Here is a 23,489-nt window from a genome sequence, read left to right as displayed (position 1 = left end):
TCACGAAGTGACGGATGAGGGGCGGCGCCAAACCTTCGCAAGTTCGCGCCGCCCTCATCTGCCTGCCGGCATCTTCTCCCCGTGAACGGGGAGAGGGAGCTAAACCCAACGTTGGAAACCGAATGACCCAGTGGTCCGGCTATTTCGGCCTGATATTGCAGGGAGCGCTTGTCACCATCGAGCTGACGCTGATGGGGTCGGTGCTGGCGCTGATCATGGCCTTCCTCGCCGGCATGGGGCGCGTGTCGCGCTTCTTTGCGCTGCGTTGGTTGGCCACCGCTTACATCGAGTTCTTCCGCGGCACCTCGATCTTCGTGCAGTTGTTCTGGGCCTATTTCGTGCTGCCCTTCATCGGCATTTCGCTGACCCCGTTGCAGGCCGGCGTGCTGGCGCTCGGCCTCAATGTCGGCGCCTACGCCGCCGAAGTGGTGCGCGGTGCCATCCAGTCGATCGGCCGCGAACAGTATGAGGCCTGCACAGCGCTCAATCTCGGCCGCTGGCAAGGCATGCGCCACATCATCCTGCCACAGGCGCTGCTGGTGATGTTGCCGACCTTTGGCAACAATGCCATCGAATTGCTCAAGGCGACCGCCGTGGTGTCGCTGATCTCGCTCACCGACCTGACCTTCCAGGCGCAGGTGGTGCGCGCCCAGACCGGCAACACCCTGGTGCCGTTCACCACCATCCTGATCATCTATTTCATCCTCGCCCTGCTCATCTCGTGGGGCGTGCGCTCGCTGGAACGACGCATGGCGCGCGGCCTCGACGGGGTGCGTGCCTGATGGCCAATTCCCTTCTGATAAATTGGGCTTGCTGATGGAGTGGGATTGGAACTTCGTCTGGGAAATCATGCCGACGCTGATCCAGGGGGTGAAGATCACCATCCTGGCGACACTGCTCGGCTCGGTGCTGGCGGCGATCGTCGGGCTGGGCATTGCGCTGGCGCGCCGCTCGCCCAACAAAGCGTTGTCGCGCACGGTCGGCTGGGCGGCTGAATTCATCCGCGGCACGCCGCTGCTGGTGCAACTCTATTTCATCTTCTACGTGCTGCCCGACATCGGCATCCTGCTGCCGCCGCTGGTCGCCGGTGTCATCGGGCTCGGGCTGCATTACGGCACCTATACGGCCGAGGTCTATCGGGCCGGCATCGACAATGTGCCGCGCGGCCAATGGGAGGCCGCCAAGGCGTGCAATTTGAGCGCCGGTCAGACCTGGACCCACATCATCGTTCCGCAGGCTATCCCACCGATGATTCCGGCGCTCGCCAATTACTTTATCGCCATGTTCAAGGAAACGCCGCTGCTGTCGGCGATCACCGTGCTGGAACTGATGAACCAGGCCAAAAGCGTCGCCAACACCTACTATCGCTATATCGAGCCGATCACCCTGGTCGGTGCTTTCTTCCTGGTCATCAGTCTGTTTTCGGTCGTGTTGCTGCGCTGGCTGGAACGCCGCTACGGCAAGATCGAGAGGTAGCCGATGAAACCCTTGCCCGAGATCAAGGTGTATCCGAAACGGCCGGCACTGGATGCGCGTCCTCTGGAGCGGCGCGTCGGCCTGATCATCCTGGCCACCGACCACACCAGCGAACCGGATTTCCGCCGCATGGTGGCGAGCGAACGCGTCGGCGTCTATGTCGCGCGCATTCCCTATGCCAACCCGACGACGCCCGAAAACCTGCGCAAGATGCAGCCGGCGCTGACGGCGGGCGCGGCCCTGATCCTGCCGGATGAGCCACTCGATGCCGTCTGCTATTCCTGCACTTCGGCCTCGGTGGTGATCGGCGATGCCGAGATCGAGGCGGCGATCCAGGTCGCAAAGCCGGGCGTGCCGATAATCACCCCGCCGATGGCGGGCGTGCGCGGGCTGCGTGCGCTGGGCGCAAGCAAGATCAGCATCCTCACTCCCTACACGGTCGAGACATCCAGGCCGATGGCCACCTATTTCGCGGCGCACGGCTTCGAGATCGCCAGCTTCACCTGCCTCGGTTTCGAGGACGACCGCGAGATGGCGCGCATCGCACCGGCGGCCCTCGTCGAACTGGCGCGTGAGGCGACCGACGCCAGCGCCGATGCGCTGTTCGTCTCCTGCACGGCGCTGCGTAGCGCCCTCGCGGTCACCGGCATGGAAAAAACTATTGGACGTCCCGTGGTGACCAGCAACCAGGCGACCGCCTGGAATTGTCTGCGGCTGTGCGGAGATGACACGCCGCGTCCCGAATTCGGCCGTCTGATGACGCAGCCATTTGCCGCCTGATTGATGATCATGACACAGGTCACTCTTGAGCACATTCGCGCCGCGCGTGAGCGCATTGCCGGCAAGGTCGAGCGCACGCCGACCGTGCTGTCCCAAAGTCTTTCCGAAGAGCTGGGCGTCCCCGTCCACCTCAAGCTCGAACACCGGCAGACCACCGGCAGCTTCAAGCTGCGCGGCGCCTCGAATGCCGTCGCTTCGCTCAGCACCGCGGAGAAGGCGCGTGGCGTGGTCGCGGCCTCGACCGGCAACCACGGCCGCGCGCTGGCGCATGCGTCGAAGCTTGAGGGCATGCGCGCCGTGATCTGCATGTCGCGGCTGGTGCCTGAAAACAAGCTCGACGGGATCCGCCGGCTGGGCGCGGAGGTTCGCATTATCGGCAACAGCCAGGACGATGCCCAGCAGGAGGTCGATCGGCTGGTGGCGCAAGAGGGGCTGGTTATGCTGCCGCCCTTCGACCATCCCGACATTGTCGCCGGGCAAGGCACGCTCGGGCTTGAGATGATCGAACAGGTCCCGGATGCCGCCCTCGTCCTGGTGCAGTTGTCGGGTGGCGGGCTCGCCTCAGGCGTTGCCGCGGCCATCAAAGGCGTCAGCCCCGGCACAAAGATCATCGGTGTCTCGATGGCGCGTGGCGCGGCGATGAAGGCCAGCCTCGATGCCGGCCGCCCGGTGCTGGTGGAGGAATTGCCGACGCTGGCGGATTCGCTCGGCGGCGGCATCGGCCTCGACAACCGGCTGACCTTCGCCATGAGCCGCGACTTGCTCGATGGTATCGTCCTGCTTAGCGAGGACGAGATCGCCGCCGGCATCCGTCACGCCTATGCGCGCGAACGCGAAATCGTCGAGGGCGCCGGCGCGGTCGGCATCGCCGCGCTGCTCGCCGGCAAGGTCAGGTCGGACGGGCCGGTGGTCGTGCTTCTCTCCGGCCGCAACATCGATATGGACGCGCACCGCAGGATCGTCTGCGGCGAGGCGCCATCGCTCAAGGAGCACGCCGCATGAGTCGGATGACGATCCTCACCGAGCAAGAATTGCGCGCGATCGTGACACTCGATCTCGATGCCGTCGCCTGCGTCGAAAACGCCTTCCGTGCGCTTGCCACCCTGCCGGTGGCGATGCCGCCGATCCTGCGGCTCGACATTCCCGAGCATCGCGGCGAGGTCGACGTGAAGACCGCCTACGTGCCTGATATCGACGGTTTCGCCATCAAGATCAGCCCCGGCTTCTTCGACAATCCGAAGCTCGGCCTGCCCAGCGTCAACGGCATGATGGTGCTGCTGTCGTCCAAAACCGGGCTGGTCGAAGCACTGCTGCTCGACAACGGCTATCTCACGGATATCCGAACCGCTGCTGCCGGCGCCGTCGCCGCCAAACATCTGTCGCGGCAGGACTCGTCAGTTGCCGCGATCTTCGGCGCCGGCGTCCAGGCCGGGTTGCAATTGGAAGCCCTGATGCTGGTGCGGCCGATTGCCGAGGCGCGCATCTGGGCGCGCGATGTGGCAAAGGCCGAGGCAACCGCCGGAGCCCTGCGCGAAAAGCTCGGCATTCTCGTGCATGCCGAGCCCGACGCGGCAAACGCAGTTGTCGGCGCCGACATCATCGTCACCACCACGCCTTCGACCGAGCCGCTGATCAAGGCGGGTTTCGTTTCCGCCGGCCAGCACATCACGGCGATGGGCTCCGACGCCGAGCACAAGAACGAGATCGCGCCGGCAATCCTGCGCATGGCCGACCTCTATGTCGCCGACAGCGCCCGTCAGACGCGGCGGCTGGGTGAGCTGCATCACGCCATCGCGGCGGGCGTAATGGCCGCTGACGAAGAGGTGACCGAACTTGGCCAGATCATCGCCGGTAAACGGCATGGTCGGCGCTCGGCCAGCGACATCACCATCGCCGATCTGACCGGCACCGGCGTTCAGGATACGGCGATAGCTACGTTCGCCCGCGATCGGGCGCGGGTGGCCGGTTCCGGGGCCATTTTCGAAAGCTGATGCTGGCCAAGGCGTGATCCGGAAAAGTGGGAACCGGTTTTCCGAAAGATCACGCCCAAACAAGAACGACGGGCCGGTTTCAACGAAGTTGAAACAGGCTCAAGGCCCAACAAACGAGGACCAAGAACAATGCAACCGAACCTGAGATTCTCGCGCGGCGAATATGCGGATCGCCTCGCCAAGACACGCAAAGCCATGGAGGTGAAGGGCGTCGATCTTATTGTTATCAGCGACCCGTCCAATATGGCCTGGCTGACCGGCTATGACGGCTGGTCGTTCTACGTGCATCAGGCGGTTATCGTGCCGCCATCGGGCGAGCCGGTCTGGTACGGCCGCGGCCAGGACGCCAACGGTGCCAAGCGCACTGCCTATCTCGCGCATGATAACATCGTCGGCTATGCCGATCACTATGTGCAGTCGACCGAGCGCCACCCGATGGATTTTTTGGCCAGCGTGCTTGCGGATCGTGGCTGGGGCAAGCTGACAGTCGGCGTTGAGATGGACAATTACTGGTTCTCGGCCGCCGCCTTCGCATCGCTGCAGAAGCATTTGCCCAATGCCCGCTTTGTCGATGCCACCGCGCTGGTCAACTGGCAGCGCGCGATCAAGAGCCCGACCGAGATCGACTATATGCGCAAGGCGGCTCGCATCGTCGAGGCGATGCACCAGCGCATCTTCGACAAGATCGAGGTCGGCATGCGCAAATGCGATCTCGTTGCCGAAATCTATGATGCCGGCACGCGCGGCGTCGACGGCATCGGCGGCGATTATCCGGCGATCGTGCCGCTGCTGCCGTCGGGTGCCGATGCCTCGGCGCCGCATCTGACTTGGGACGACAGACCGATGAAGCGGGACGAGGGCACCTTCTTCGAGATCGCCGGCTGCTACAACCGCTATCACTGCCCGCTGTCGCGCACCGTCTTCCTCGGCAAGCCGACGCAGGAATTCCTCGATGCCGAGAAGGCGACGCTGGAAGGTATGGAAGCGGGGCTGGCCGCGGCCAAACCCGGCAACGCCTGTGAGGACATCGCCAACGCCTTCTTCACCGTGCTGAAGAAGTATGGCATCGTCAAGGACAACCGCACCGGCTATTCGATCGGACTGTCCTATCCGCCGGACTGGGGCGAGCGCACGATGAGCTTGCGTCCCGGCGACCGCACCGAACTCAAGCCCGGCATGACCTTCCATTTCATGACCGGCCTGTGGCTGGAAACGATGGGACTGGAGATCACCGAGTCCATCCTGATCACCGAAACCGGTGTGGAGTGCCTGGCCAATGTGCCGCGTAAGCTGGTGGTGAAGGATTGAGCCCGATGTCGAATCTACGCTCATCACCGGTCGCGCCGACCGTCGATTTCGACCGCGACGGCGTCCAGCACGGCTTCCTGCGCTTGCCCTACAGCCGCGACGATTCCGCGTGGGGCTCGGTGATGATCCCGATCTGCGTCATCCGCAACGGCAACGGGCCGGCAGCTCTGCTGTCCGGCGCCAACCATGGCGATGAGTATGAGGGGCCGCTGGCCCTCTACGATCTCGCCAGGACCCTCGATCCCAGGCAAGTCAGCGGCACGGTGATCATCGTGCCGGCAATGAACTATCCGGCGTTCCGCGCCGGCACGCGCACCTCGCCGATCGACAAGGGCAACATGAACCGCAGCTTTCCCGGCCGGCCGGACGGGACGGTGACCGAGAAGATCGCCGATTATTTCCAGCGTGAGCTGCTTCCCCGCGCCGACATCGTGTTCGACTTCCACTCCGGCGGCAAGACGCTGGACTTCGTGCCGTTCTGCGCGGCGCACACTTTGCCCGACAAGGCGCTGGAACAGAAAGCCTTTGACGCGGTCGCGGCCTTTGCCGCTCCGTTCTCGATGCGCATGATCGAGATCGACGCCGTCGGCATGTACGACACGGCAGCCGAGGAGATGGGCAAGGTCTTCGTCAGCACCGAACTTGGCGGCGGCGGCACGTCGCGCGCGCAAACCGTGCGGATCGCGAGGCGCGGCATTCTCAACGTGCTGCGTCATGCCGGCATTGTAGATGGTGCGGTCGAGAAGACTCGAACCCAGTGGCTCGACATGCCGTCGGGCGATTGCTTCTCGTTCGCCGAAGACGACGGCATGATCGAAACCATGGTCGATCTCGGTGAGCCCGTCAAAGAAGGCTCGGTGCTGGCGCGCATTCATTCCACCGGCCGCACCGGCGTCGCTCCGCAGGAGATCCGGGCAAAAATGTCGGGCATGCTTGCGGCGCGGCATTTCCCCGGGCTGGTTAAGGCCGGCGACTGCGCGGCGGTGGTGGCTGTGCACGTCTGAGCGGCTCCGCCGGGCCTGCTCCACCCGGTTCGGGTTCATCGTCACTTGTTCTGCGTCCGTCGCGGAGCCCTTCGGCGCGGCGGAAAGAAGCAGGATAGCGGGCGGAGTCGACATTGCAGGAGGATGTCACTATATAGCGGCGGCTTCGACCCGCGCGCCCGAGGGCAGCACCTCGAAGCAACTGTGAATGTGTAGTGTTTTGCGCCATCTATTGTGACGGAAATCGGCTCGGAAACCGGAAAAAAGCAAATAGAAACAGTGGCGCAGCGCTGGGTGTGACCCAGCCAACGGTACCGACCCCTCCAGAATCAGAAAATGCCCTTGACCCCTCGATCTCCTATGGCTCTGTGGACCTTGGACGGCATTGGCTTGCCGGCTGACCGCGACTCGGCTGGAATGGGGACATGCATCCTTTGCGGGATGTCGACGTTTATGATTACCAACCGGCTTTGCCGCCAGGGAACAGCAGTATGAGCGAACACGCCATCGAATTCTTGCGGGGATGGATCGGCGAAAAGGTCCATTGCCAATCCTCCCAGGCAAGGATCGACAAGCAGGCCGAAACCTTGGCCAAGGAGTGCGCCGCCGAGGCGGCCGAGGTCGGCATTCCGCTGGAGGATATCCAGGAAGAAGTCGGCGATATCCAGGAACTTATCGCATCCCGGCTTGAGGAAGCGGCCGAGGCCGAAGAAAGCCAGCAGGCCCCCAGAAAAGCCGCGGAATGATCAAAGCCGCCGAATGATCGCATAGCGGCGACATTGTTGCAGCGCGGGCTTCTGGCCCGCGTTTTTGTCTTCAGCCAAACGTCTCCTTCAGCCACGTCTTCGGCAGCGCCGGCACGAAATTCCCGTCGCGTCCGGTCATATCGTCATTGGCAACCAGCGCGTTGAGGATTGCTTCCTCTACGGTCTGGATCACCGCATCGAAAAACGGATCGATGTCGGTATCGGGAATAAAATCGGCACTGGCGATGCGGCCGGATGGCGCCCGCGCGGCGCTCGCATTGGCGGTCGAGAAGGCGATGAAAATGTCGCCTGAACTGTGATACCCGAAGCCTCCGGTCATGGCGACGCCAAGCGGCACCCGTCGGGCCAGCCGCTTCATCTGATGCGGCAGGAACGGTGCGTCGGTGGCGATGACGGCGATGATCGAACCCTTTTCGGCGCGCGGTGTGCCTTCGCGGACAGCCGGTTCGACGAGTTGCGGCCCGGCGCGCAGGCCGCGAATGGTTATATTGCGCCGTTTGCCAAAATTGGACTGCACGAAGGCGCCGACCGTATAGGCACGGCCGTGCCATTCGACGATGCGCGATGCCGTGCCGGAGCCGGCCTTGAAGCCGAAGGTGATCATGCCGGTGCCGCCGCCGACGCTGCCTTCCTCGATCGGTCCGCCGGCGGCACCGTCGAGGGCCTGCGCAACATGCTCCGAGGTCAAATGGTGGCCGTTGATGTCGCTGAGGAAGCCGTCATAGGTCTCCGCCGCCACCGGCAGTCCCCAGCCGCTGTCGAGCGCCGCCGGCAGCACGCTTTGCATCCAGCGCAGCGTGCCGTCGCGGGAAACACCGCAGGAATGCGTGTTGGTGATGGTGATCGGGAAGTTGAAAGCACCGGTTTCCTCGACGATGTGCGAGCCGGTCAGTTCGCCGTTTCCGTTCTGGCTGAAGATCCCGGCGAAGACCGGGTTGGCGAGGTCGGCAAGCGGCCTGGGCAGGATCGCGGTCACGCCGGTGCGCACCGGTCCCTTGCCGACGACAAGCGCGCCATCGCCCGAGATCAGCGTCGCATAGCCGACCGCGACGCCGGGCACATCGGTGATCGCGTTGAACGGTCCAGGCCGTCCGTCGAAGCCGATGCCGAAATTTCGCGCGCGCGGTTTGCCTGAGGGCGTTGCCAGATGATGCGGATTGTCGGTCATGGTGTCAGAATAGGGATCCCTGATTGCCAGGCTCTTTGGCCTTGGCCGCCGGCTTGGCCACGGCTTTCGGTTTTGCCGTGCCGCTGATTGCCACCGCATCGGCGGTCCCGTCGGCGAACTCGAGCGAAAGCGCCATTCCCGACGCCACGTCGGCAGCCTGCTTGACGACGGCGCCGTCCGCATCTCTCACCAGCGCAAAGCCGCGGGCCAGGACGGCCTTGTGCGACAGCGACGCCATCAACCTGTCGGCCTGGACGACGCGGCCGCGCAGGCGCTCCAGCCTGAGCACCACTGCTTGCGTGCCGCGTCTTGTCAAAGCTGTCAGCAAATCCCTCTGCACGCGTTGCCGCCGTGCCGTCGGCTCGATCGTGATGCGGCCTTGCAGCATGGCCAGTTGCTGCTTGTGCCGCTGCAGCGAAGCCCTGGCACATTTTGGCAATTGATCCGCCGCCCGGTTAAGCTCCGCACGCCGGGCTCTTGCCATCGCACGCAGTGCCCCTTGTGCTCGCAAAAGATTGCGTTCGTTGGTGCGCCGGGCCTCTGCAATGCGCTGCGACAGCATTGCCGGTGTCAGTTTCACGGCAAAAAACCTTGCACGCTTGCGTTCGGTGGAGACCAACAGGCCCCGGCCGAGCCTGGATGTCGCCTCATCGAGGCGCCGGCGCGGCAGCGCCAGCAATTGATCGGGCGAGGGCAGGGCCCGGGCGGCGGCACGGGCGGCCTGCCGCTTGCGCTCGAAATTGCGCAGCACCGCCGCTTTCAGCCGCGCACCGAGGCTGGCAAGCGTTGCCTCGAGGTCGGCCTTCACCGGCACGGCGATTTCGGCCGCGCCTGTCGGTGTCGGTGCCCGCACGTCGGCGACGAGGTCGATCAGCGTCCAGTCGGTCTCGTGGCCGACAGCCGAGATCACCGGAATGCCGGAAGCGGCAACCGCGCGGGCGAGCGCCTCGTCGTTGAACCCCCAGAGGTCTTCGAGGCTGCCGCCGCCACGCGCAACGATCAACAGATCGGGCCGCTGGATGGCGCCATCCCATGCCAGCGCGTTGAAGCCGTTGACCGCGGCGGTCACTTCCGCGCCTGACGTCTCGCCTTGCACGCGCACCGGCCAGACCAGGACATGCAGCGGAAAGCGGTCCTTGATGCGGTGGATGATGTCGCGGATGACGGACCCTGTCGGCGAGGTGACGACGCCGATGACGCGCGGCATGAACGGCAGCAGCCGCTTGCGACCGGTGTCGAACAGCCCCTCGGCCTGCAGCCGCCGCTTGCGCTCCTCCAGCAGCGCCATCAGGGCGCCGGCGCCAGCCGGCTCCAGATTGTCGATGACGATCTGATAGTTGGATTTGCCGGGATAGGTGGTGAGCTTGCCGGTGGCGATCACCTCCATGCCCTCTTCGGGACGGAACTTCAGCCGGCTCATCGTGCCTTTCCACACCACGGCGTCGAGCCGCGCGCGGTCGTCCTTCAGCGCGAAATAGGCATGACCTGAGGAATGCGGCCCGCGATAGCCTGATATCTCGCCACGCACCCGCACATTGCCGAAAACGTCCTCGACCGTGCGCTTCAGCGCGCCGGAAATCTCGCTCACCGTATATTCGGCGGCGTTGGTGCGTGATTCGGATGCTACTTCGCTCATCCGTCGATTGGGGAACGGTTGGGCGCCCGCGTCAAGGCGGTTGCGTCGGGCCAGCCGTTCATAACCCGCACACCTGGCCCTGCCTACCAGCCGGGCAGGATCTGGTTCGGCTTGGTTCGCCGCAGCTTGGTGAAGGCGAGCGCTGCGAAATCGAACGTTCCGGGGTCTTCGCCGACCGGCACCGAGATGTTGTCCAGGCTTTCCGAAATATGGCGGGCGAGCGCATCGACGATCTCCGGCCGCGACGTCTGGCCGCGCATGATGCCGATGCGGCAATCGGGCAGGGCGCCGAAGCCGTCGGCTTCGCCCAGCACCCGCATACCGGGTCTGAGCGCGCATTCCGGCAGCACCGAGATTGCCAGCCCGGAAAGCACCGCGGCGGTGATGACGGTGGCCGAGAAACTGGTGAACAGGATACGATAGTCGCGGTTCTGCTGGTCGAGCACATCGACGGCGGCGCGCCGCCAGATGCAGTTCGGCCGGCCGAAGGCCATCGGCAGCGTTTCCTGCTCATGCGTGGCATGATTGGCCGAGGTGACCCACAGCAGCGGTTCGCGCCGCACCACCTCCGACTGGCCGCGTACGTCGTTGTGCGTCACCAGCGCGAGGTCGAGATTGCCGCGCTTGATATGCTCGACCAGACCCGGCGTCGGCTCGCAGATGACGGTCAGTTCGACGCGCGGATTGGAGCGCGTGAACCGTGCCATGATCTCCGGCAGGAAACGGTCGGCATAGTCGTCGGGCGTGCCGATGCGGATCGTGCCTTCGAGCCGCCGGTCGTCGAAGGCCGCCAGGGTCTCGCGGTTGAGATAGATCAGCCGCCGCGCATAGGAGAGCAGCTTGTCGCCTTCCTCGGTCAGCCTGTTGGTGCGTCCGTCCTTTTCGAACAGCGGCTTGCCGATCCGCTCCTCCAGCCGGCGCATCTGCATCGACACCGCCGACTGGGTCCGGTGCACCTCTTCAGCTGCCCGCGTGAAGCTGCCGGTATCGGCGATCGAGATGAAGGTCTGCAATTGATCGAGATCGAGCGGCGATTTCATCGATATGATCCATCACTGGTGTTGATGGTAAAGATTAGAAACATTCGTTGGATTAATCAATCGGCCGATGGCAAATTGGCATTGTCCACATGAAGGCATGTGAATCGAAGCCGGAACGGCCGCTGTCGCCAGCGCCGATCGCAAGGCTTTGCCCGTTCGAGTCTGAAGGAGACCGACAATGACCACGTTCGATTTCGCCACCGAGACCTCGCGCATCACCTCGCGTCCGGCCGTTGCGACGCGCGTGGCCAACACCGTCTCCAACATCTACCGCGCCTGGAAAAACCGCCGCGCCTTCTATCGCCTTGGCGAGATGTCGGACGCCGAACTCGCCGATATCGGCCTGACGCGCGCCGATCTGCATGTCGCTATCGACGTGCCGTTTGGCCGCGACCCGACGGCGATGCTGCGCGAGATCGCCAGTGATCGCATCGAAACGATCGAGGATTTCGCTCGCAAGGTGGCCTGATCGGTTGCTTGTTGTTTAGGTTGCCGTGAACCTTTTCAGGGTTCGACGCGACTGACGAGTATGCAGGCTCCCACTCCCTGCCGGATCCCCCCGGCCCGCCTGCACTCTGCCCGGTCCTCCCAGGACCGGGCTTTTCTCTTTCTACCTCAGCGAAGACCGCCTACCGCCGGTCCATGTCCCGCTTAAACTGGTCGAAGATCGTCTCCACGCCCTTCTGGTAGTCGTCACGCTGCTGGGCGCCGGTTTCGAACATCTTGCCGAACAGGTCGTCGAACGGGTTTTTCGGACGGCCGCTCGGATTGGCCTGTGGCTGCGGTGCCTGACGTTGCGGGGGCGCTTGAGGCTGTTGCGGCGCCGGCTGTCCGCCGGGGATGCCGCCTAAGCCACCGCCACCTTGCCGCAGCATCTCCTCGAAGATTTTCCCCAGCGGATTGTCTCCGTAGGGGCTTTGCGTCTGCTGGGGCTGCGGCTGCGCCCGCCCTTGCGGCTGCGGCTGAGGCGCGCCACCGCCGAACATGTCCTGCAGCACCTTGCCGAGCGGATTGTCGCCGTAGGGATTGGGCGCCGGCTGCGGCTGGCTTTGCGGCTGTGGCTGAGCCGCGCCGCCGCCGAACATGTCCTGCAACACCTTGCCGAGCGGGTTGTCCATCGGGTTCTGGGGCGGCGGCGCCTGGCGCGGCTGCGGCGCCGGGGCCTGCATGCCGCCGCCTTGCCGCATCATCTGCTCGATGATCTCGCCGAGCGGATTGTTGCCACCGCCGCCAAAACCGCCGGCGGCCTGCATCTGGTTTGCCGTCTGCTTGAACAGCCCGCCCATGACCATCGAGGCGATCGCCGGCAGCATCTGCTGCAGGATCTGCTGATTGACGCCGCTGGCTTGCGCCGCCTGGCTGGCCACGGCGCGAGACAGATCCTTCGAACCGAACAGGTGCCCGAGAATGCCGTTGCCCTCATCGACGCCTTGCGGCGAGAAGGCCCGGGTTGCGTCCTCGAAATACTTGGCGTGCTGGCCGCTGGCCATCGCCGTCATGAAGGCGCCGAGCCCATAGGGGTCGGCGGTGTTGCGTTGCAGCCCCTGCGAAAAGGCCGGCAGCAATGCGGCAACCGCCGCCTGCGTCTGCTGCATTGAAAGCCCGTATTGCTGGGCAAGGGCCTGCATGCCGTTGCCGTTCTGGGCCTGCGTCAGCATGTCGAACAAGGTGGGCATCGGCGTCTCCTCCGGAAATCCTCGCCGAAGAAGCCTAGTTTGTTTCCACTTCCGATTGAAGCGACTTTTGCCGGCCGGTCAGCTTTGCCAAATCCGAGGGTTAATAGGCGTATTCCATGAAAACCGGCTCGATCGAGCCGCCCCAGCGCGTGTGGTAGGCCGACAGCATCTCCTCGGCGCTGGTGGTGCCCCGCGCCACCACTTCGTCCAACGTGTTGAGGAAGGAGGTCTCGTCGTAGCCGTCGCGGTTCTTCTTGCCACGGTTCTTCAGTCCCATGCGGGAAATGACCATCACGTCACGCGCGATCTCGCGCAGCGTGGTGTTGCGGAACGGTGCGGAGATGCCTTGTTCCGGCACGGCATTGCGCATCGCCAGCGTTTCTTCATACGTCCAGCTCGAGGTCAGCGCCTCGGCGGCATCGAGTGCGGCCTCATCATAAAGCAATCCGACCCAGAAGGCCGGCAGCGCGCAGATGCGCCGCCATGGCCCGCCATCGGCGCCGCGCATCTCGAGGAAGCGCTTCAGCCGCACATCCGGGAACAGCGTTGACAGATGGTTCGCCCAGTCGCCCATTGTCGGCAGCCCGTCCGGCACTTCATTGCGCGCGGCCCCGGCCATGAACTGGCGGAAGGTGATGTGGGTCATGTCGTGATAGCGCTCGTCGCGGATGACGAAATACATCGGTACGTCGAGCGCCCATTCGACATAGTCGGCGAAACCGAAATCGGGCGAGAAGCAGAATTCGAGCAGGCCCGAGCGCTGGTTGTCGGTGTCACGCCATATGTCGCCGCGCCAGCTCTGCAAGCCGTTCGGGTGGCTTTCGGTGAAAGGCGAATTCGCGAACAAGGCCGTCGACAGCGGCTGCAGCTTCAACGACACCTGCATCTTGCGGCGCATGTCGGCCTCGCTCTCGAAGTCGAGATTCACCTGGATCGTGCAGGTGCGATACATCATGTCGAGGCCCTTGGTGCCGACCTTGGGCATGTAGCGCGTCATGATCTCGTAGCGCGATTTCGGCATTTTCGGCGTCTCGGCAAGCGACCATTTCGGGCTGCCGCCGAGGCCGAGGAAGCGGATGCCCATCGGTTCGGCGATCTCTCGCACCTGCGCCAGATGGGCATTGCCCTCGCGGCAGGTCTGGTGGATCGTCTCCAGCGGTGCGCCGGAAAGCTCGAACTGGCCGCCGGGTTCCAGCGAAATCGCACCCTGGCCGGTCGGTTCGACCAGGCCGATGATGCGGCCGTCATCGACGATCGGGTCCCAGCCGAGCTTTTCCTGCATGCCTTCGAGGATGGCGCGGATGCCACGCTCGCCGCCATAGGGGACCGGTGCATTGCCGTCGACATAGAAGGGGAATTTCTCGTGCTCGGTGCCGATGCGCCATTTGTCGCGCGGCTTGTTGCCTTCGGCCAGGTGCTCGACGAGTTCGTCGACACCTTCGATCGGGCGGAAATCGGTCGTATCGCGCGCCATGATGGTACCCTCAGAGGCGGCCGGATGACCGCCGGCGGTAAATGGACGAAATGTCAGCAGACGATCAAGCGAAAAATCCTGAGCCACAGGTCAACAGGAATTGAACGTTGCTGGAACTCTGCGTCCCTTGCAAGGGATGACGTCTCACCAGTCTCCGACCGTTGCCTGCATCACCGCGAATGCGGCCACCGCCGCCGTATCGGCGCGCAGGATACGCGGGCCGAGCGGAATGGCGGTGACGAAGGGCAGGGCGCGCAGCATCTTGCGCTCATCGTCGGAAAAGCCACCCTCCGGCCCGACCAGCAGCCCAAGCTTCTTTTCCTTGACCGCCTGCAGCGCGGCCAGCGGATTGTTGGTCGAAGCATCCTCGTCGCAGAAGATCAGCCGTCGCTCTGTGTCCCAGCCGGTCAACAGGCGGTCGAATTTTTCGGCTTCGCGCACCTGAGGCACCGCCAGGATGCCGCATTGCTCGGCGGCTTCGACGACATTGGCGCGCAGGCGATCGATCGACGGCTTGGCCACTTGCGTGTGCCGGGTAATGACCGGCTGCAGGATGCCGGCGCCCATCTCGACCGCCTTCTGCACGAGATAATCGAGCCGCCCCTGCTTCAGCGGCGCAAAGCAGTAGACGAGATCGGGCAGAGGCGGCTGCGGCCGCTGCAGCGCCGACACCTTCAGCCGCACCGCCCTTTTCGTCTTCGCCGATATGGCCGCCGACCACTCGCCGTCGCGGCCATTGAACACCAGGATTTCGGCGCCTTCGCCAAGCCGCAGCACATGCAGGAGATAGTGGCTCTGCTGTTGGCCGGCCTCGAATTCGATGTCCGGCGCGAGATCGTCGATCACGAACAGACGTTGCATTTTGTAATTGGCGCGCATCGCCGAGGAATGAGCGAGCCGGCCGCCGGCGTCAAGCCTCGGCGGTCGGATGCCACACCGGCCGAAAGCCGTGCCGCAGCACGCAGAGCGTCGTGGCCGGCGTCAGTAGCGAGAGTGTCTTGCTTTTGAGCATGTCGAAATTGTTGGGGTGCTCATATCCCGCAAAGGACCAGCGCAGTGCCTTGCCGCTACGCAGGGCATAAACAGTGCCGCCATCCGCAACCATGGCGCCGTCCGGCAGGCCGGCAAGGTCTTCAACCGCAATCACTGGCGGCTTGCCGCCTGACGCCAGCCGTTCCTTGTGCAGCCGCTTGTCGACCATCGGCGCGCGCGGTTCGGCGATGCCGAAGGCTTCGCCGAAGCGGCCGACGAAATCCCTGGCCCGTTCGCGCTGGCAAAAGAAGCAGGGGCGATGCCCGGCCGCCAGTGCGGTCACCTCGTCGAGGAAGAACAGCTCGGTCCAGCCCGCTTTACCGCCCTTCCTGTTGCGGCCCATCGGTTCGCGCCGCACATTTCGGAATTGGCAGACGCAGATGATCCAGGCTTGAAGCGCCCAGCGCTTTTTCTTGAGCGTCTTCGTCTCGGGGTCGTGGATGATGCCGCGATTGCCGGTGAACATGCCGCGATCGGGCACCGCGTGGATGATACCGAACGGATCGACCCGGTTCTGCAGTGGCATAGTTTTCTCTCCGGACACGCATCTTGGCTGCAATGCGAGCGGCATGATATCGCTCGTCGCAGCTTTTTCATGTCAGCAGGGTTTTGCGATGCGGGTGCTGGTGGTCCAGAACTACGACAATACCGGCCTCGGCCAGGTCGGCGCAGCACTTGCGGAAGCGGGCGCCGATCTCGACCTGCGTCTCCCTTACAGGGGCGATCCCCTGCCGGATGACGCGGCCGGGCATGATGCCATGGTGGTGCTCGGCGGGGGCCAGAATGCGCTGGCCGACGATGAGTACCCCTATTTCCCGGCACTGCTCGAACTGACCCGCGACTTTGCCGACAAGGATCGCGCCGTGCTCGGCATCTGCCTGGGCAGCCAGCTCGTCGCTCGTGCCTTTGGTGGCGAGAACCGTATCGGCGGCGCCAATGAGTTCGGTTGGCACGGCGTGTCGCTGACGCCTGACGCCAAGGCCGATCCGGTGCTGGGCGCTCTGCCGGCAAAGTTCCCGATCTTCCAATGGCACGACGACACCTTCGTGTTGCCCGAAAACGCCGTGCGGCTTGCCGGCAACGATGTCGCCGAGAACCAGGCGTTTCGCGTCGGCCGCGCCGTGTACGGTTTCCAGTTTCACTTCGAGGCCGACCGGCCGATGGTCAAGGACTGGAGCGCGTCCTTTGCCCCGACCATCGCTGCGCGCCATCCCGACTGGGCCGGCAAGCTCGATGGCGAAATGGCCCGCAACGGGCCCGATGCGGATGCCGCTGGCCTCGCCATTGCCCGGGCCTGGGTAGCGACCATCTGAGCGTTGGTCTCTCCGTACCCTCCAGCGTGACATAATTGGCACGCGGCGGTGAAACCGCCTGGGGAAAACGGTTTCATTCTTGGCTTGTGTCCGCCCGCCATCCTAGAAGGCGCGCGCTCTGCATCTTCTGTGCAACGGCTATGAACCTTTTGTGTGACCCGCGCGACACACCGTTGATACAGAACATGCCTAGAAGCGCAAAATCGTCGAAACTTTGAAGCGAATTCTCCGTTTCAACGCATTGGTAACCGCCTGGTGCACAGATGCAGAAAGCTCAACAAGAGATGACCTCCGTGAAAGCAGCGCTTCTGTCCTTTGCCATGTTGTCCGCCATCGTGCTGTGCGGTCTCGGCATCTATGCCGCCGACGCAGCCAACAACCACAACGCCGTCGACGGTTACGGCGTCACCGCCTCGCTGCGCTAAAGCGGGAAGCGTCTTTCGCGTCCTACGACGCGCGGCGCTCAAGCTTCCTTGATCGTCATTGTCAGGATGCGTTTGTCCGCGCCGTCGACGACGAGCGCGCTCAGCATGCCTGATTGCCAGGCAAGCGTGTCGACATTGACGCGGTTTGCCATCACTTCCGCCTCCGGCACCGGCGTGTGGCCGTGCACCACGATCTTCGGATAGAGGTCGGGGTGGTTGTGGAAGACGTCGCGGATCCAGATCAGATCCTGCGGGTTTTGCTTCTCCAGAGGAATGCCCGGCCTGATGCCTGCATGGCAGAAGAAGAAGTCCCCGAAAGTCACGGAAAACGGCAGCGATCGCAGGAAGTCGATGTGGCTTTGCGGCACGGCCTCGACCAGTGCCTGATGTCCTTTGCGCACGGCCGATTCGGCCTTGCCGAACCACACGCTTGTGCCTTCACTGATCGCTACGCCGTAAGACTGTGCCGTCTGGATGCCGCCGAACCGGATGAAAAGCCCTTCCGGGTCAGGGGTCTTGAGAAAATCGAGAAAGCCGATGTCGTGGTTGCCGGCCAGCATCAGGTGACGAGGGTCTCGCTCTTGCGCTTCGATCAGGAAATCGATGACGCCCTTCGAGTCCGGCCCGCGGTCGACATAGTCGCCAAGATGGATGACGCGCCACTCGGCAGGCGCCTCCTGCTCGATCTCGGCCCTGATGCGCAGATGCATGGCGGCCAGCAGGTCGAGCCGGCCGTGGACGTCGCCGATCGCATAGAGACGGATGCCGTCCGGCCCATGCGCGTCGAGAAAATGGATGCCGGATTCTGCCAACTTTTCGGTGTCTCCGTGGTCAGGCGGTCACGGGACCTGGCGCCGGAGCTGGTCCTTGCCCATGTCGGTGACAAGACGCTTTCCGCACAGCGCCAGCGTGATGTCCATCTCCTTGCGGATGATTTCCAACGCCTTGGTAACCCCTTCCTTGCCAAGCGCCCCCAGGCCGTAAAGAAACGGCCGGCCTATATAGGTTCCCTTGGCACCGAGGCAAAGCGCCTTCAGGACATCCTGGCCGGAGCGGATGCCGCCATCCATATGCACTTCGATCGTGTCGCCGACCGCGTCGGCAATCTCTTCCAGCACGCCGATCGACGACGACGCACCATCGAGCTGGCGCCCGCCATGGTTGGAAACGATGATCGCGTCGGCGCCGGTCTTGGCCGCCATCAGCGCGTCCTCCTTGTCGAGAATGCCCTTGAGGATCAGCTTGCCGCCCCAGCGCTCCTTGATCCAGGCGACGTCCTTCCACGACAGATGCAGGTCGAACTGCTCCGTCGTCCACGATGCCAGCGAGGCCATGTTGCCGACGCCCTTGGCGTGGCCGACAATGTTGCGGAAGGTCCGCCGCTTGGTGCCGGCCATGGCGGCGCACCAGCGCGGGCGGATGGCCATGTCGACGATGTTGGTCAGCGTCAGCTTGGGTGGCGCCGAAAGCCCGTTGCGGATGTCCTTGTGGCGCTGACCGAGAATCTGCAGGTCGAGCGTCAGCACGAGCGCCGAGCATTTCGCCGCCTTTGCCCTGTCGATCAGGTTGAGCACGAAATCCTTGTCACGCAGCACATAGAGCTGAAACCAGAACGGCTTCGTGGTAACCGAGGCGACATCCTCGATCGAGCAGATGCTCATCGTCGACAAGGTAAACGGCACGCCGAATTCCTCCGCCGCCTGCGCCGCCAGCATCTCGCCATTGGCGTGCTGCATGCCGGTCATGCCGGTTGGCGCCAATGCCACCGGCATAGACACTTTTTCGCCGATCATCGTCGATGCCAGCGAACGGTTGTCCATGTCGACGAGGACGCGCTGGCGGAACTTGATCTTCTGGAAATCCTCCTCGTTGGCCCGATACGTGCTTTCGGTCCACGAACCGGAATCGGCATAGTCGAAGAACATCTTCGGCACACGCCGGCGTGCGAGGTCCTTGAGGTCGGCGATGGTCAGGATCTGGCTCATGGGCTTCCCGTTTCGATAGCTAGGAGCGTTTGCGTGCTGGTTCTGTATCGGTGGCGTCAACGCGCTGTTTCAACCTCAGCCGCGAGACGCGCTGCCAGTCGCCGCTGCGCTCGGCCTCCGCCATCGACCGTTCGACATAGGTGATGTGGTCCATCGCCGCCTGGCGGGCGGTGGCCGGGTCGCCGGCCTTCACCGCCGCATGGATCGCCCGGTGCTGCGCGAGCAGGGCGTCGCGCGCGCCGGGTACGGTGAACACCAGCAGCCGGTTCTGGAACACGCCCTCCGACAGCAGCCGATAACAGGAGCGCAGCGTGTGCAAAAGGATGATGTTGTGCGCGCATTCGCAGATCGCGTGGTGGAACTCGACGTCGATCTCGGCCTCGTCGTCGAAGTCGCCGGTCCGGTGCGCATCGTCCATGCGTGCCATGATCTTATCGAGCAGCGCCATGTCGTCTGGGGTGGCGCGCCGTGCCGCATATTCAGCCGCAACCCCTTCGATCTCGCGGCGGTATTCCAGATAGTCGGTCACTGCCTTGCGGTGCATCGAGATCAGGTCCGTCACCGGTTTGGTGAAGAGCTGGCCGATGACATCGGCGACATGCGTGCCGCCGCCGGGCCTTGTCGTCAAAAGGCCGCGTCCTTCCAGTGCCTTCAGGGCGTCACGCAGGATCGGCCGCGATACGTCGAACTGGCGTGCAAGCTCGCGCTCGCCCGGCAGCCGGTCGCCGGTGCGCAGCACGCCTTCGAGGATGAGGCTCTCGATCTGCTGCACCACCTCGTCGGCGGTGCGCGAATGCTCGATCCTGGAAAAAATGTCGCTCAACAGAATGCCTGGAAGGTGAACCGATGCCGCAGAATAGAGCCTGCCTCGCCAACTGGTCAAATTATTTATCCAATTGACAAAAAGCTGGCCGATTTCCCGCCCGATCCCGTGATCTTCGGCTAACTTTGCCGTTTGCGTCGTCAGGCCATTGGCACTAGAGGGACGCGAGTGCAAGCGGGTTCAAGGAAACCCCCGGGGAACAAGCCGTGTCAGACGACCCGTCCGATCTCGAATTCCAGCCGCGCGCCAAGGGCAGCGTCATGGGCTTTCCCGCGCATGAGGGCCGGCCCGGCGCACTCGGCGAGGTTCATGCCCGGCCGCATCCGCTGATCGAAAAGCCACGCGTCCTGATGCAACTCGCCTTCATGACGGAGGGCGGCTCCGGCGTCGACCACGCGGTACTTTCCGAACTGTCGCGGCGCCTCGGCATCGCCGCGCCCGACCGCCAGGCCCGCCACCATGCCATGAAATGGGGCAAGGGCTCGCTGCGCTGGGAGCGGCACACCGAATTCTCGACCTATTTGTGGGAAGGGCCGCTTTCCGAAAGCGGCAGGACGCAGGAGGACTCACCCTTCGGCAACGGGTTTTCCCCGCCTGGAACCTGCATCTCCGGCATCAGGCTCGAAATCCGCAAATGGACGCAAGCGAGCGAGCAACTGATAGCCGGTTTCGATCCGACCAGCCTGTGCTACTCGCTGGTCGAGCGCGGAAACGCCGCCATCGTCACCGATTTTCGCCAGGATGGCGATGGCCTGACGCGCATGCTGCTGCTCGATCGCGGCTTGACCCCGGCGCGCACCGGCGCGTTGTCGCAGCGGCTTATCGACATCGAAACCTATCGGACGCTGGCCATGCTCGGCCTGCCGCTGGCATTGACCTTGTCCGGCCGCGCCCGCCGCATCGAGGATCGGCTGGCGCAGACCACGCTGGAGATGAAGGTCGCCGGGACACGGGACAGCCAGACCTTGCTGGCCGATCTGACCGAACTTGCGGCGGAGCTGGAGGCGGACGCGGCGTCGAGCCTTTACCGTTTCGGCGCCAGCCGCGCCTATGACGGCATCGTCGGCGAACGGCTGGACGCACTCGAGGAAGAGGCTGTGCCCGGCTATGACACATGGCGCGGGTTCCTGCAGCGCCGTGTGGCGCCCGCAATGCGCACCTGCCGCTCGGTCGAGGAGCGGCAGGAAAATCTATCGCGAAAACTGACCCGCGCCACGACGCTGCTGCGCACCTGGGTCGATGTCGAGGTCGAGAAGCAGAACCGCGACCTGCTTGCCTCGATGAACAACCGCGCCCGCCTGCAATTGCGCCTGCAGCAGACCGTCGAGGGGCTCTCGGTCGCCGCCGTCTCCTATTATGTGGTCGGCCTTGTCGGCTATGTCGCCAAGGGCGCCTCGATCTTCGGCCATGCCTTCGCCCCGGAGATCATTACCGCTGCTTCGGTGCCTGTCGCCATCCTGCTGGTCTGGTGGGGCGTGCGCCGCGTGCGCCGGATGCACTCCGAACCCGGCAAGCCGCCCGGCGAATAGCAGCGGCAGATTGCCGCTGCGTAAGCCTGTCTCCGCCTTGAAGTTGGATTCGCCGCCATTACAGGATTTGCACCCAACGCGCTTCACTGGTAAAAGATTTTGACCAGTCAAGCGAAATGAGGCTGCTGATGTCCGGCCTGGCCATGCCGAAACCAGACGATGCCACGATGCGCCGGCGCGACGAGATCGTCGCCGACATGCGCATCATCGTGCCGGGTGAGGGCGTTGTCGACGCCGCCAATTCCATGCGCGCCTTCGAGAGCGACGGCCTGACCGCCTATCGGCAGCTGCCGTTGGTTGTCGTGCTGCCGCAAACGGTGGCGCAGGTTTCGCGCGTGCTGAAATACTGCAACGACCGCAACATCCGCGTCGTGCCGCGCGGCTCCGGCACCTCGCTGTCGGGTGGCGCGTTGCCGCTCGAGGACGCGGTGCTTTTGGTGATGAGCCGCTTCAACCGTATCCTCGGGATCGATTTTCCCAATCGCGTCGTCGTTGCCCAGCCGGGCGTCACCAATCTCGGCATCACCACCGCCGTCGAGCAGGAGGGCTTTTACTACGCCCCCGATCCATCCTCCCAGATCGCCTGCTCGATCGGCGGCAATGTCGCGGAGAATTCCGGCGGCGTGCACTGCCTGAAATACGGCCTCACAGCCAACAATGTGCTCGGCATCGAGATGGTGCTGATGAATGGCGAGGTGGTGCGGCTGGGCGGCAGTCACCTCGATGCGGAAGGCTACGACCTGCTCGGCGTCATGACCGGGTCCGAAGGGCTGCTCGGCGTCGTCACCGAGGTCACCGTGCGCATCCTGAAGAAGCCGGAGACGGCACGTGCACTGCTGATCGGCTTCCCGACCAGCGAGCAGGGCGGCCAGTGCGTTGCCGACATCATCGGCGCCGGCATCATCCCGGGCGGCATGGAGATGATGGACCGGCCGGCGATCCATGCGGCGGAAGATTTCGTTCATGCCGGCTATCCCCTCGATGTCGAGGCGCTGCTGATCGTCGAGCTCGACGGGCCGGGCGTCGAGGTCGATCATCTGATCGGGCTGGTCGAGGCGATCGCCTACAAGAACGGCTCGACCACCTGCCGCATTTCGCAGTCCGAACAGGAACGGCTGAGCTTCTGGGCCGGCCGCAAGGCGGCGTTTCCGGCCGTCGGCCGCATCTCGCCCGACTACTACTGCATGGACGGCACCATCCCGCGCAAGGAGCTGCCGCGCGTGCTCGCCGGCATGCGCGAGCTGTCGGAAAAATACGGTCTCGGCGTCGCCAATGTCTTTCATGCCGGTGACGGCAATCTGCATCCGCTGATCCTCTACGACGCCAACGTACCGGGCGAACTCGACAAGGCTGAAAGCTTCGGCGCCGACATATTGCGGCTCTGCGTCAAGGTCGGCGGCGTCTTGACCGGCGAACACGGTGTGGGCGTGGAAAAACGCGACCTGATGCCGGAAATGTTCACCCAGATCGATCTCGACCAGCAGATGCGGGTCAAATGCGCCTTCGATCCCAACCATCTGCTCAACCCGGGAAAAGTATTTCCGCAGCTGCGGCGATGCGCCGAGCTCGGGCGGATGCATGTGCACCGCGGGCAGGTGGCGTTTCCGGACATTCCGAGGTTTTGAGGGTGATGACGGCGCGTGAACACCCCCCTCTGTCCTGCCGGACATCTCCCCCTCAAGGGGGGAGATTGGCAGCTTGCGCGCCTCGCCCTTCCGTCATCATTGAAGATTGGCGAAGCCATATGCGACATCTGATCTCCCCCCTGTTTGGACCGGGGACATCGCGAACAGGTGTGCGGAGACATCGCGAACAGTTTTGTCACTTATCGTCTGCTGAGGTTGAGGTCGACTGTTTCTATTTTCTGATGTCTGAAGAAGGCTTGGAAGACGCCGTCCTTGGTGGTGGGGATGAAGGCCACGGCCTTTCCGCCAAATGCCTTGGAGAGGCGCAGGATGTAGCCGCACAAGGCGACGCGGCCCTCTTTCTGAACCTTGCGAACGATGGCGCCCTGTGGGTAGTCGAAGGCTTCGACGGCCTCGCTGAAGGAGCGCGGCGAAGGTGTGTATCTGTCGAGGGGAAC

The 23,489-nt window shown here is 63.9% G+C and carries 23 protein-coding genes and 1 pseudogene; 13 read left to right on the top strand and 11 right to left on the bottom strand.

Annotated features, from left to right (window positions below; translation table 11 throughout):
* Window positions 1–122 precede the first annotated feature (122 nt).
* The 8 genes from ehuC (at window position 123) to M729_RS0116440 (ending at window position 7,284) form a co-directional block, all read left to right on the top strand.
* Window positions 123–782 carry an ectoine/hydroxyectoine ABC transporter permease subunit EhuC gene (gene ehuC, locus M729_RS0116475; protein ID WP_013530328.1) on the top strand — a complete coding sequence of 220 codons (660 nt, stop codon included), beginning with the start codon at window positions 123–125 and terminating at the stop codon, window positions 780–782.
* A gap of 34 nt (window positions 783–816) precedes the next feature.
* Window positions 817–1,476: an ectoine/hydroxyectoine ABC transporter permease subunit EhuD gene (ehuD, locus tag M729_RS0116470; protein WP_027162224.1), complete on the top strand. Its 660-nt coding sequence runs from the start codon at window positions 817–819 to the stop codon at window positions 1,474–1,476.
* Between the two features lie 3 nt (window positions 1,477–1,479).
* The gene (eutA, locus tag M729_RS0116465; RefSeq protein WP_027162223.1) at window positions 1,480–2,256 is read left to right on the top strand and encodes an ectoine utilization protein EutA; all 777 of its coding nucleotides are present in this window, start codon (window positions 1,480–1,482) and stop codon (window positions 2,254–2,256) included.
* A gap of 9 nt (window positions 2,257–2,265) precedes the next feature.
* A complete protein-coding gene (gene eutB / locus M729_RS0116460; protein WP_198032103.1) occupies window positions 2,266–3,258 on the top strand; it encodes a hydroxyectoine utilization dehydratase EutB in 993 nt (330 codons plus the stop codon).
* Window positions 3,255–4,247 carry an ectoine utilization protein EutC gene (gene eutC, locus M729_RS0116455; RefSeq protein ID WP_027162221.1) on the top strand — a complete coding sequence of 331 codons (993 nt, stop codon included), beginning with the start codon at window positions 3,255–3,257 and terminating at the stop codon, window positions 4,245–4,247. The genes eutB and eutC overlap by 4 nt, the downstream gene beginning before the upstream one ends.
* 129 nt (window positions 4,248–4,376) lie before the next feature.
* Complete coding sequence (gene doeA, locus M729_RS0116450) at window positions 4,377–5,555, top strand: ectoine hydrolase DoeA (protein ID WP_027162220.1); 1,179 nt, start codon at window positions 4,377–4,379, stop codon at window positions 5,553–5,555.
* 5 nt (window positions 5,556–5,560) lie between these two features.
* Entirely contained in the window at window positions 5,561–6,559 is a 999-nt protein-coding gene (doeB, locus tag M729_RS0116445; protein ID WP_024502317.1) for a N(2)-acetyl-L-2,4-diaminobutanoate deacetylase DoeB, read from the top strand.
* Between the two features lie 413 nt (window positions 6,560–6,972).
* A complete protein-coding gene (locus tag M729_RS0116440; RefSeq protein ID WP_224675447.1) occupies window positions 6,973–7,284 on the top strand; it encodes a hypothetical protein in 312 nt (103 codons plus the stop codon).
* Between the two features lie 70 nt (window positions 7,285–7,354).
* Here M729_RS0116440 and M729_RS0116435 read toward each other — a convergent pair whose 3' ends face one another.
* The 3 genes from M729_RS0116435 to M729_RS0116425 all read right to left on the bottom strand — a co-directional run bounded on the left by M729_RS0116435 (window position 7,355) and on the right by M729_RS0116425 (window position 11,149).
* Window positions 7,355–8,473 carry a P1 family peptidase gene (locus M729_RS0116435; protein ID WP_027162219.1) on the bottom strand — a complete coding sequence of 373 codons (1,119 nt, stop codon included), beginning with the start codon at window positions 8,471–8,473 and terminating at the stop codon, window positions 7,355–7,357.
* 4 nt (window positions 8,474–8,477) lie between these two features.
* A complete protein-coding gene (gene xseA, locus M729_RS0116430; RefSeq protein WP_013530337.1) occupies window positions 8,478–10,109 on the bottom strand; it encodes an exodeoxyribonuclease VII large subunit in 1,632 nt (543 codons plus the stop codon).
* Between the two features lie 83 nt (window positions 10,110–10,192).
* Entirely contained in the window at window positions 10,193–11,149 is a 957-nt protein-coding gene (locus M729_RS0116425; protein ID WP_027162218.1) for a LysR substrate-binding domain-containing protein, read from the bottom strand.
* Window positions 11,150–11,327: 178 nt separating this feature from the next.
* Between M729_RS0116425 and M729_RS0116420 the strand changes: the two genes are divergently transcribed.
* Entirely contained in the window at window positions 11,328–11,618 is a 291-nt protein-coding gene (locus M729_RS0116420; protein ID WP_013530339.1) for a DUF1127 domain-containing protein, read from the top strand.
* A 160-nt stretch (window positions 11,619–11,778) separates the two neighbouring features.
* On the opposite strand, the gene M729_RS0116415 is transcribed toward M729_RS0116420, so the two are convergent.
* The 4 genes from M729_RS0116415 to M729_RS0116400 form a co-directional block, all read right to left on the bottom strand.
* The gene (locus M729_RS0116415; protein WP_027162217.1) at window positions 11,779–12,825 is read right to left on the bottom strand and encodes a DUF937 domain-containing protein; all 1,047 of its coding nucleotides are present in this window, start codon (window positions 12,823–12,825) and stop codon (window positions 11,779–11,781) included.
* Between the two features lie 100 nt (window positions 12,826–12,925).
* A complete protein-coding gene (locus tag M729_RS0116410; protein WP_024502321.1) occupies window positions 12,926–14,299 on the bottom strand; it encodes a glutamate--cysteine ligase in 1,374 nt (457 codons plus the stop codon).
* 144 nt (window positions 14,300–14,443) lie between these two features.
* Window positions 14,444–15,178, bottom strand: a complete 735-nt coding sequence (locus tag M729_RS0116405; protein WP_027162216.1) for a 16S rRNA (uracil(1498)-N(3))-methyltransferase — start codon at window positions 15,176–15,178, stop codon at window positions 14,444–14,446.
* A gap of 31 nt (window positions 15,179–15,209) precedes the next feature.
* Complete coding sequence (locus tag M729_RS0116400) at window positions 15,210–15,857, bottom strand: hypothetical protein (RefSeq protein WP_027162215.1); 648 nt, start codon at window positions 15,855–15,857, stop codon at window positions 15,210–15,212.
* Window positions 15,858–15,945: 88 nt separating this feature from the next.
* Here M729_RS0116400 and M729_RS0116395 point away from each other — a divergent pair, with 88 nt between their 5' ends.
* Together M729_RS0116395 and M729_RS1000000139700 are read left to right on the top strand one after the other, a co-directional pair.
* A complete protein-coding gene (locus M729_RS0116395; protein WP_027162214.1) occupies window positions 15,946–16,644 on the top strand; it encodes a type 1 glutamine amidotransferase in 699 nt (232 codons plus the stop codon).
* Between the two features lie 293 nt (window positions 16,645–16,937).
* The gene (locus tag M729_RS1000000139700; protein WP_013893872.1) at window positions 16,938–17,069 is read left to right on the top strand and encodes a hypothetical protein; all 132 of its coding nucleotides are present in this window, start codon (window positions 16,938–16,940) and stop codon (window positions 17,067–17,069) included.
* Between the two features lie 38 nt (window positions 17,070–17,107).
* Here M729_RS1000000139700 and M729_RS0116385 read toward each other — a convergent pair whose 3' ends face one another.
* Genes M729_RS0116385 through M729_RS01000000135270 form a run of 3 tightly spaced genes read right to left on the bottom strand, consistent with a single transcriptional unit; the run spans window position 17,108 to window position 19,877 of the window.
* Complete coding sequence (locus tag M729_RS0116385; RefSeq protein WP_027162213.1) at window positions 17,108–17,881, bottom strand: metallophosphoesterase; 774 nt, start codon at window positions 17,879–17,881, stop codon at window positions 17,108–17,110.
* A gap of 27 nt (window positions 17,882–17,908) precedes the next feature.
* On the bottom strand, window positions 17,909–19,054 hold the full coding sequence (locus M729_RS0116380; RefSeq protein WP_013530347.1) for an alpha-hydroxy acid oxidase: 1,146 nt from the start codon (window positions 19,052–19,054) through the stop codon (window positions 17,909–17,911).
* A 19-nt stretch (window positions 19,055–19,073) separates the two neighbouring features.
* Window positions 19,074–19,877, bottom strand: coding sequence for an FCD domain-containing protein (locus M729_RS01000000135270; protein ID WP_032808722.1), 804 nt, complete (start codon window positions 19,875–19,877; stop codon window positions 19,074–19,076).
* Window positions 19,878–20,083: 206 nt separating this feature from the next.
* Here M729_RS01000000135270 and M729_RS0116360 point away from each other — a divergent pair, with 206 nt between their 5' ends.
* Both M729_RS0116360 and M729_RS0116355 read left to right on the top strand, forming a co-directional pair.
* Window positions 20,084–21,406, top strand: coding sequence for a DUF3422 family protein (locus M729_RS0116360; RefSeq protein WP_013530349.1), 1,323 nt, complete (start codon window positions 20,084–20,086; stop codon window positions 21,404–21,406).
* Between the two features lie 128 nt (window positions 21,407–21,534).
* Window positions 21,535–23,031, top strand: a complete 1,497-nt coding sequence (locus M729_RS0116355) for an FAD-linked oxidase C-terminal domain-containing protein (RefSeq protein WP_013530350.1) — start codon at window positions 21,535–21,537, stop codon at window positions 23,029–23,031.
* A 200-nt stretch (window positions 23,032–23,231) separates the two neighbouring features.
* Here M729_RS0116355 and M729_RS1000000138845 read toward each other — a convergent pair.
* Window positions 23,232–23,489: pseudogene (locus tag M729_RS1000000138845) on the bottom strand (IS481 family transposase); the annotation flags it as partial.

Source organism: Mesorhizobium sp. WSM1293 (assembly GCF_000513875.1).
Classification (GTDB): domain Bacteria; phylum Pseudomonadota; class Alphaproteobacteria; order Rhizobiales; family Rhizobiaceae; genus Mesorhizobium; species Mesorhizobium ciceri.
The sequence above is the reverse complement of the archived record's forward strand: the minus strand, read 5'-3'. Positions and strand labels throughout refer to the sequence as shown.

What these genes read in the sequence shown, in the direction of transcription:
- ehuC (WP_013530328.1), top strand. Translation starts at nt 123, where the DNA reads ATGACCCAGTGGTCCGGCTATTTCGGCCTGATATTGCAGGGAGCGCTT.
- ehuD (WP_027162224.1), top strand. Translation starts at nt 817, where the DNA reads ATGGAGTGGGATTGGAACTTCGTCTGGGAAATCATGCCGACGCTGATC.
- eutA (WP_027162223.1), top strand. Translation starts at nt 1,480, where the DNA reads ATGAAACCCTTGCCCGAGATCAAGGTGTATCCGAAACGGCCGGCACTG.
- eutB (WP_198032103.1), top strand. Translation starts at nt 2,266, where the DNA reads ATGACACAGGTCACTCTTGAGCACATTCGCGCCGCGCGTGAGCGCATT.
- eutC (WP_027162221.1), top strand. Translation starts at nt 3,255, where the DNA reads ATGAGTCGGATGACGATCCTCACCGAGCAAGAATTGCGCGCGATCGTG.
- doeA (WP_027162220.1), top strand. Translation starts at nt 4,377, where the DNA reads ATGCAACCGAACCTGAGATTCTCGCGCGGCGAATATGCGGATCGCCTC.
- doeB (WP_024502317.1), top strand. Translation starts at nt 5,561, where the DNA reads ATGTCGAATCTACGCTCATCACCGGTCGCGCCGACCGTCGATTTCGAC.
- M729_RS0116435 (WP_027162219.1), bottom strand. Translation starts at nt 8,473, where the DNA reads ATGACCGACAATCCGCATCATCTGGCAACGCCCTCAGGCAAACCGCGC.
- xseA (WP_013530337.1), bottom strand. Translation starts at nt 10,109, where the DNA reads ATGAGCGAAGTAGCATCCGAATCACGCACCAACGCCGCCGAATATACG.
- M729_RS0116425 (WP_027162218.1), bottom strand. Translation starts at nt 11,149, where the DNA reads ATGAAATCGCCGCTCGATCTCGATCAATTGCAGACCTTCATCTCGATC.
- M729_RS0116420 (WP_013530339.1), top strand. Translation starts at nt 11,328, where the DNA reads ATGACCACGTTCGATTTCGCCACCGAGACCTCGCGCATCACCTCGCGT.
- M729_RS0116415 (WP_027162217.1), bottom strand. Translation starts at nt 12,825, where the DNA reads ATGCCCACCTTGTTCGACATGCTGACGCAGGCCCAGAACGGCAACGGC.
- M729_RS0116410 (WP_024502321.1), bottom strand. Translation starts at nt 14,299, where the DNA reads ATGGCGCGCGATACGACCGATTTCCGCCCGATCGAAGGTGTCGACGAA.
- M729_RS0116405 (WP_027162216.1), bottom strand. Translation starts at nt 15,178, where the DNA reads ATGCGCGCCAATTACAAAATGCAACGTCTGTTCGTGATCGACGATCTC.
- M729_RS0116400 (WP_027162215.1), bottom strand. Translation starts at nt 15,857, where the DNA reads ATGCCACTGCAGAACCGGGTCGATCCGTTCGGTATCATCCACGCGGTG.
- M729_RS0116395 (WP_027162214.1), top strand. Translation starts at nt 15,946, where the DNA reads ATGCGGGTGCTGGTGGTCCAGAACTACGACAATACCGGCCTCGGCCAG.
- M729_RS0116380 (WP_013530347.1), bottom strand. Translation starts at nt 19,054, where the DNA reads ATGAGCCAGATCCTGACCATCGCCGACCTCAAGGACCTCGCACGCCGG.
- M729_RS0116355 (WP_013530350.1), top strand. Translation starts at nt 21,535, where the DNA reads ATGTCCGGCCTGGCCATGCCGAAACCAGACGATGCCACGATGCGCCGG.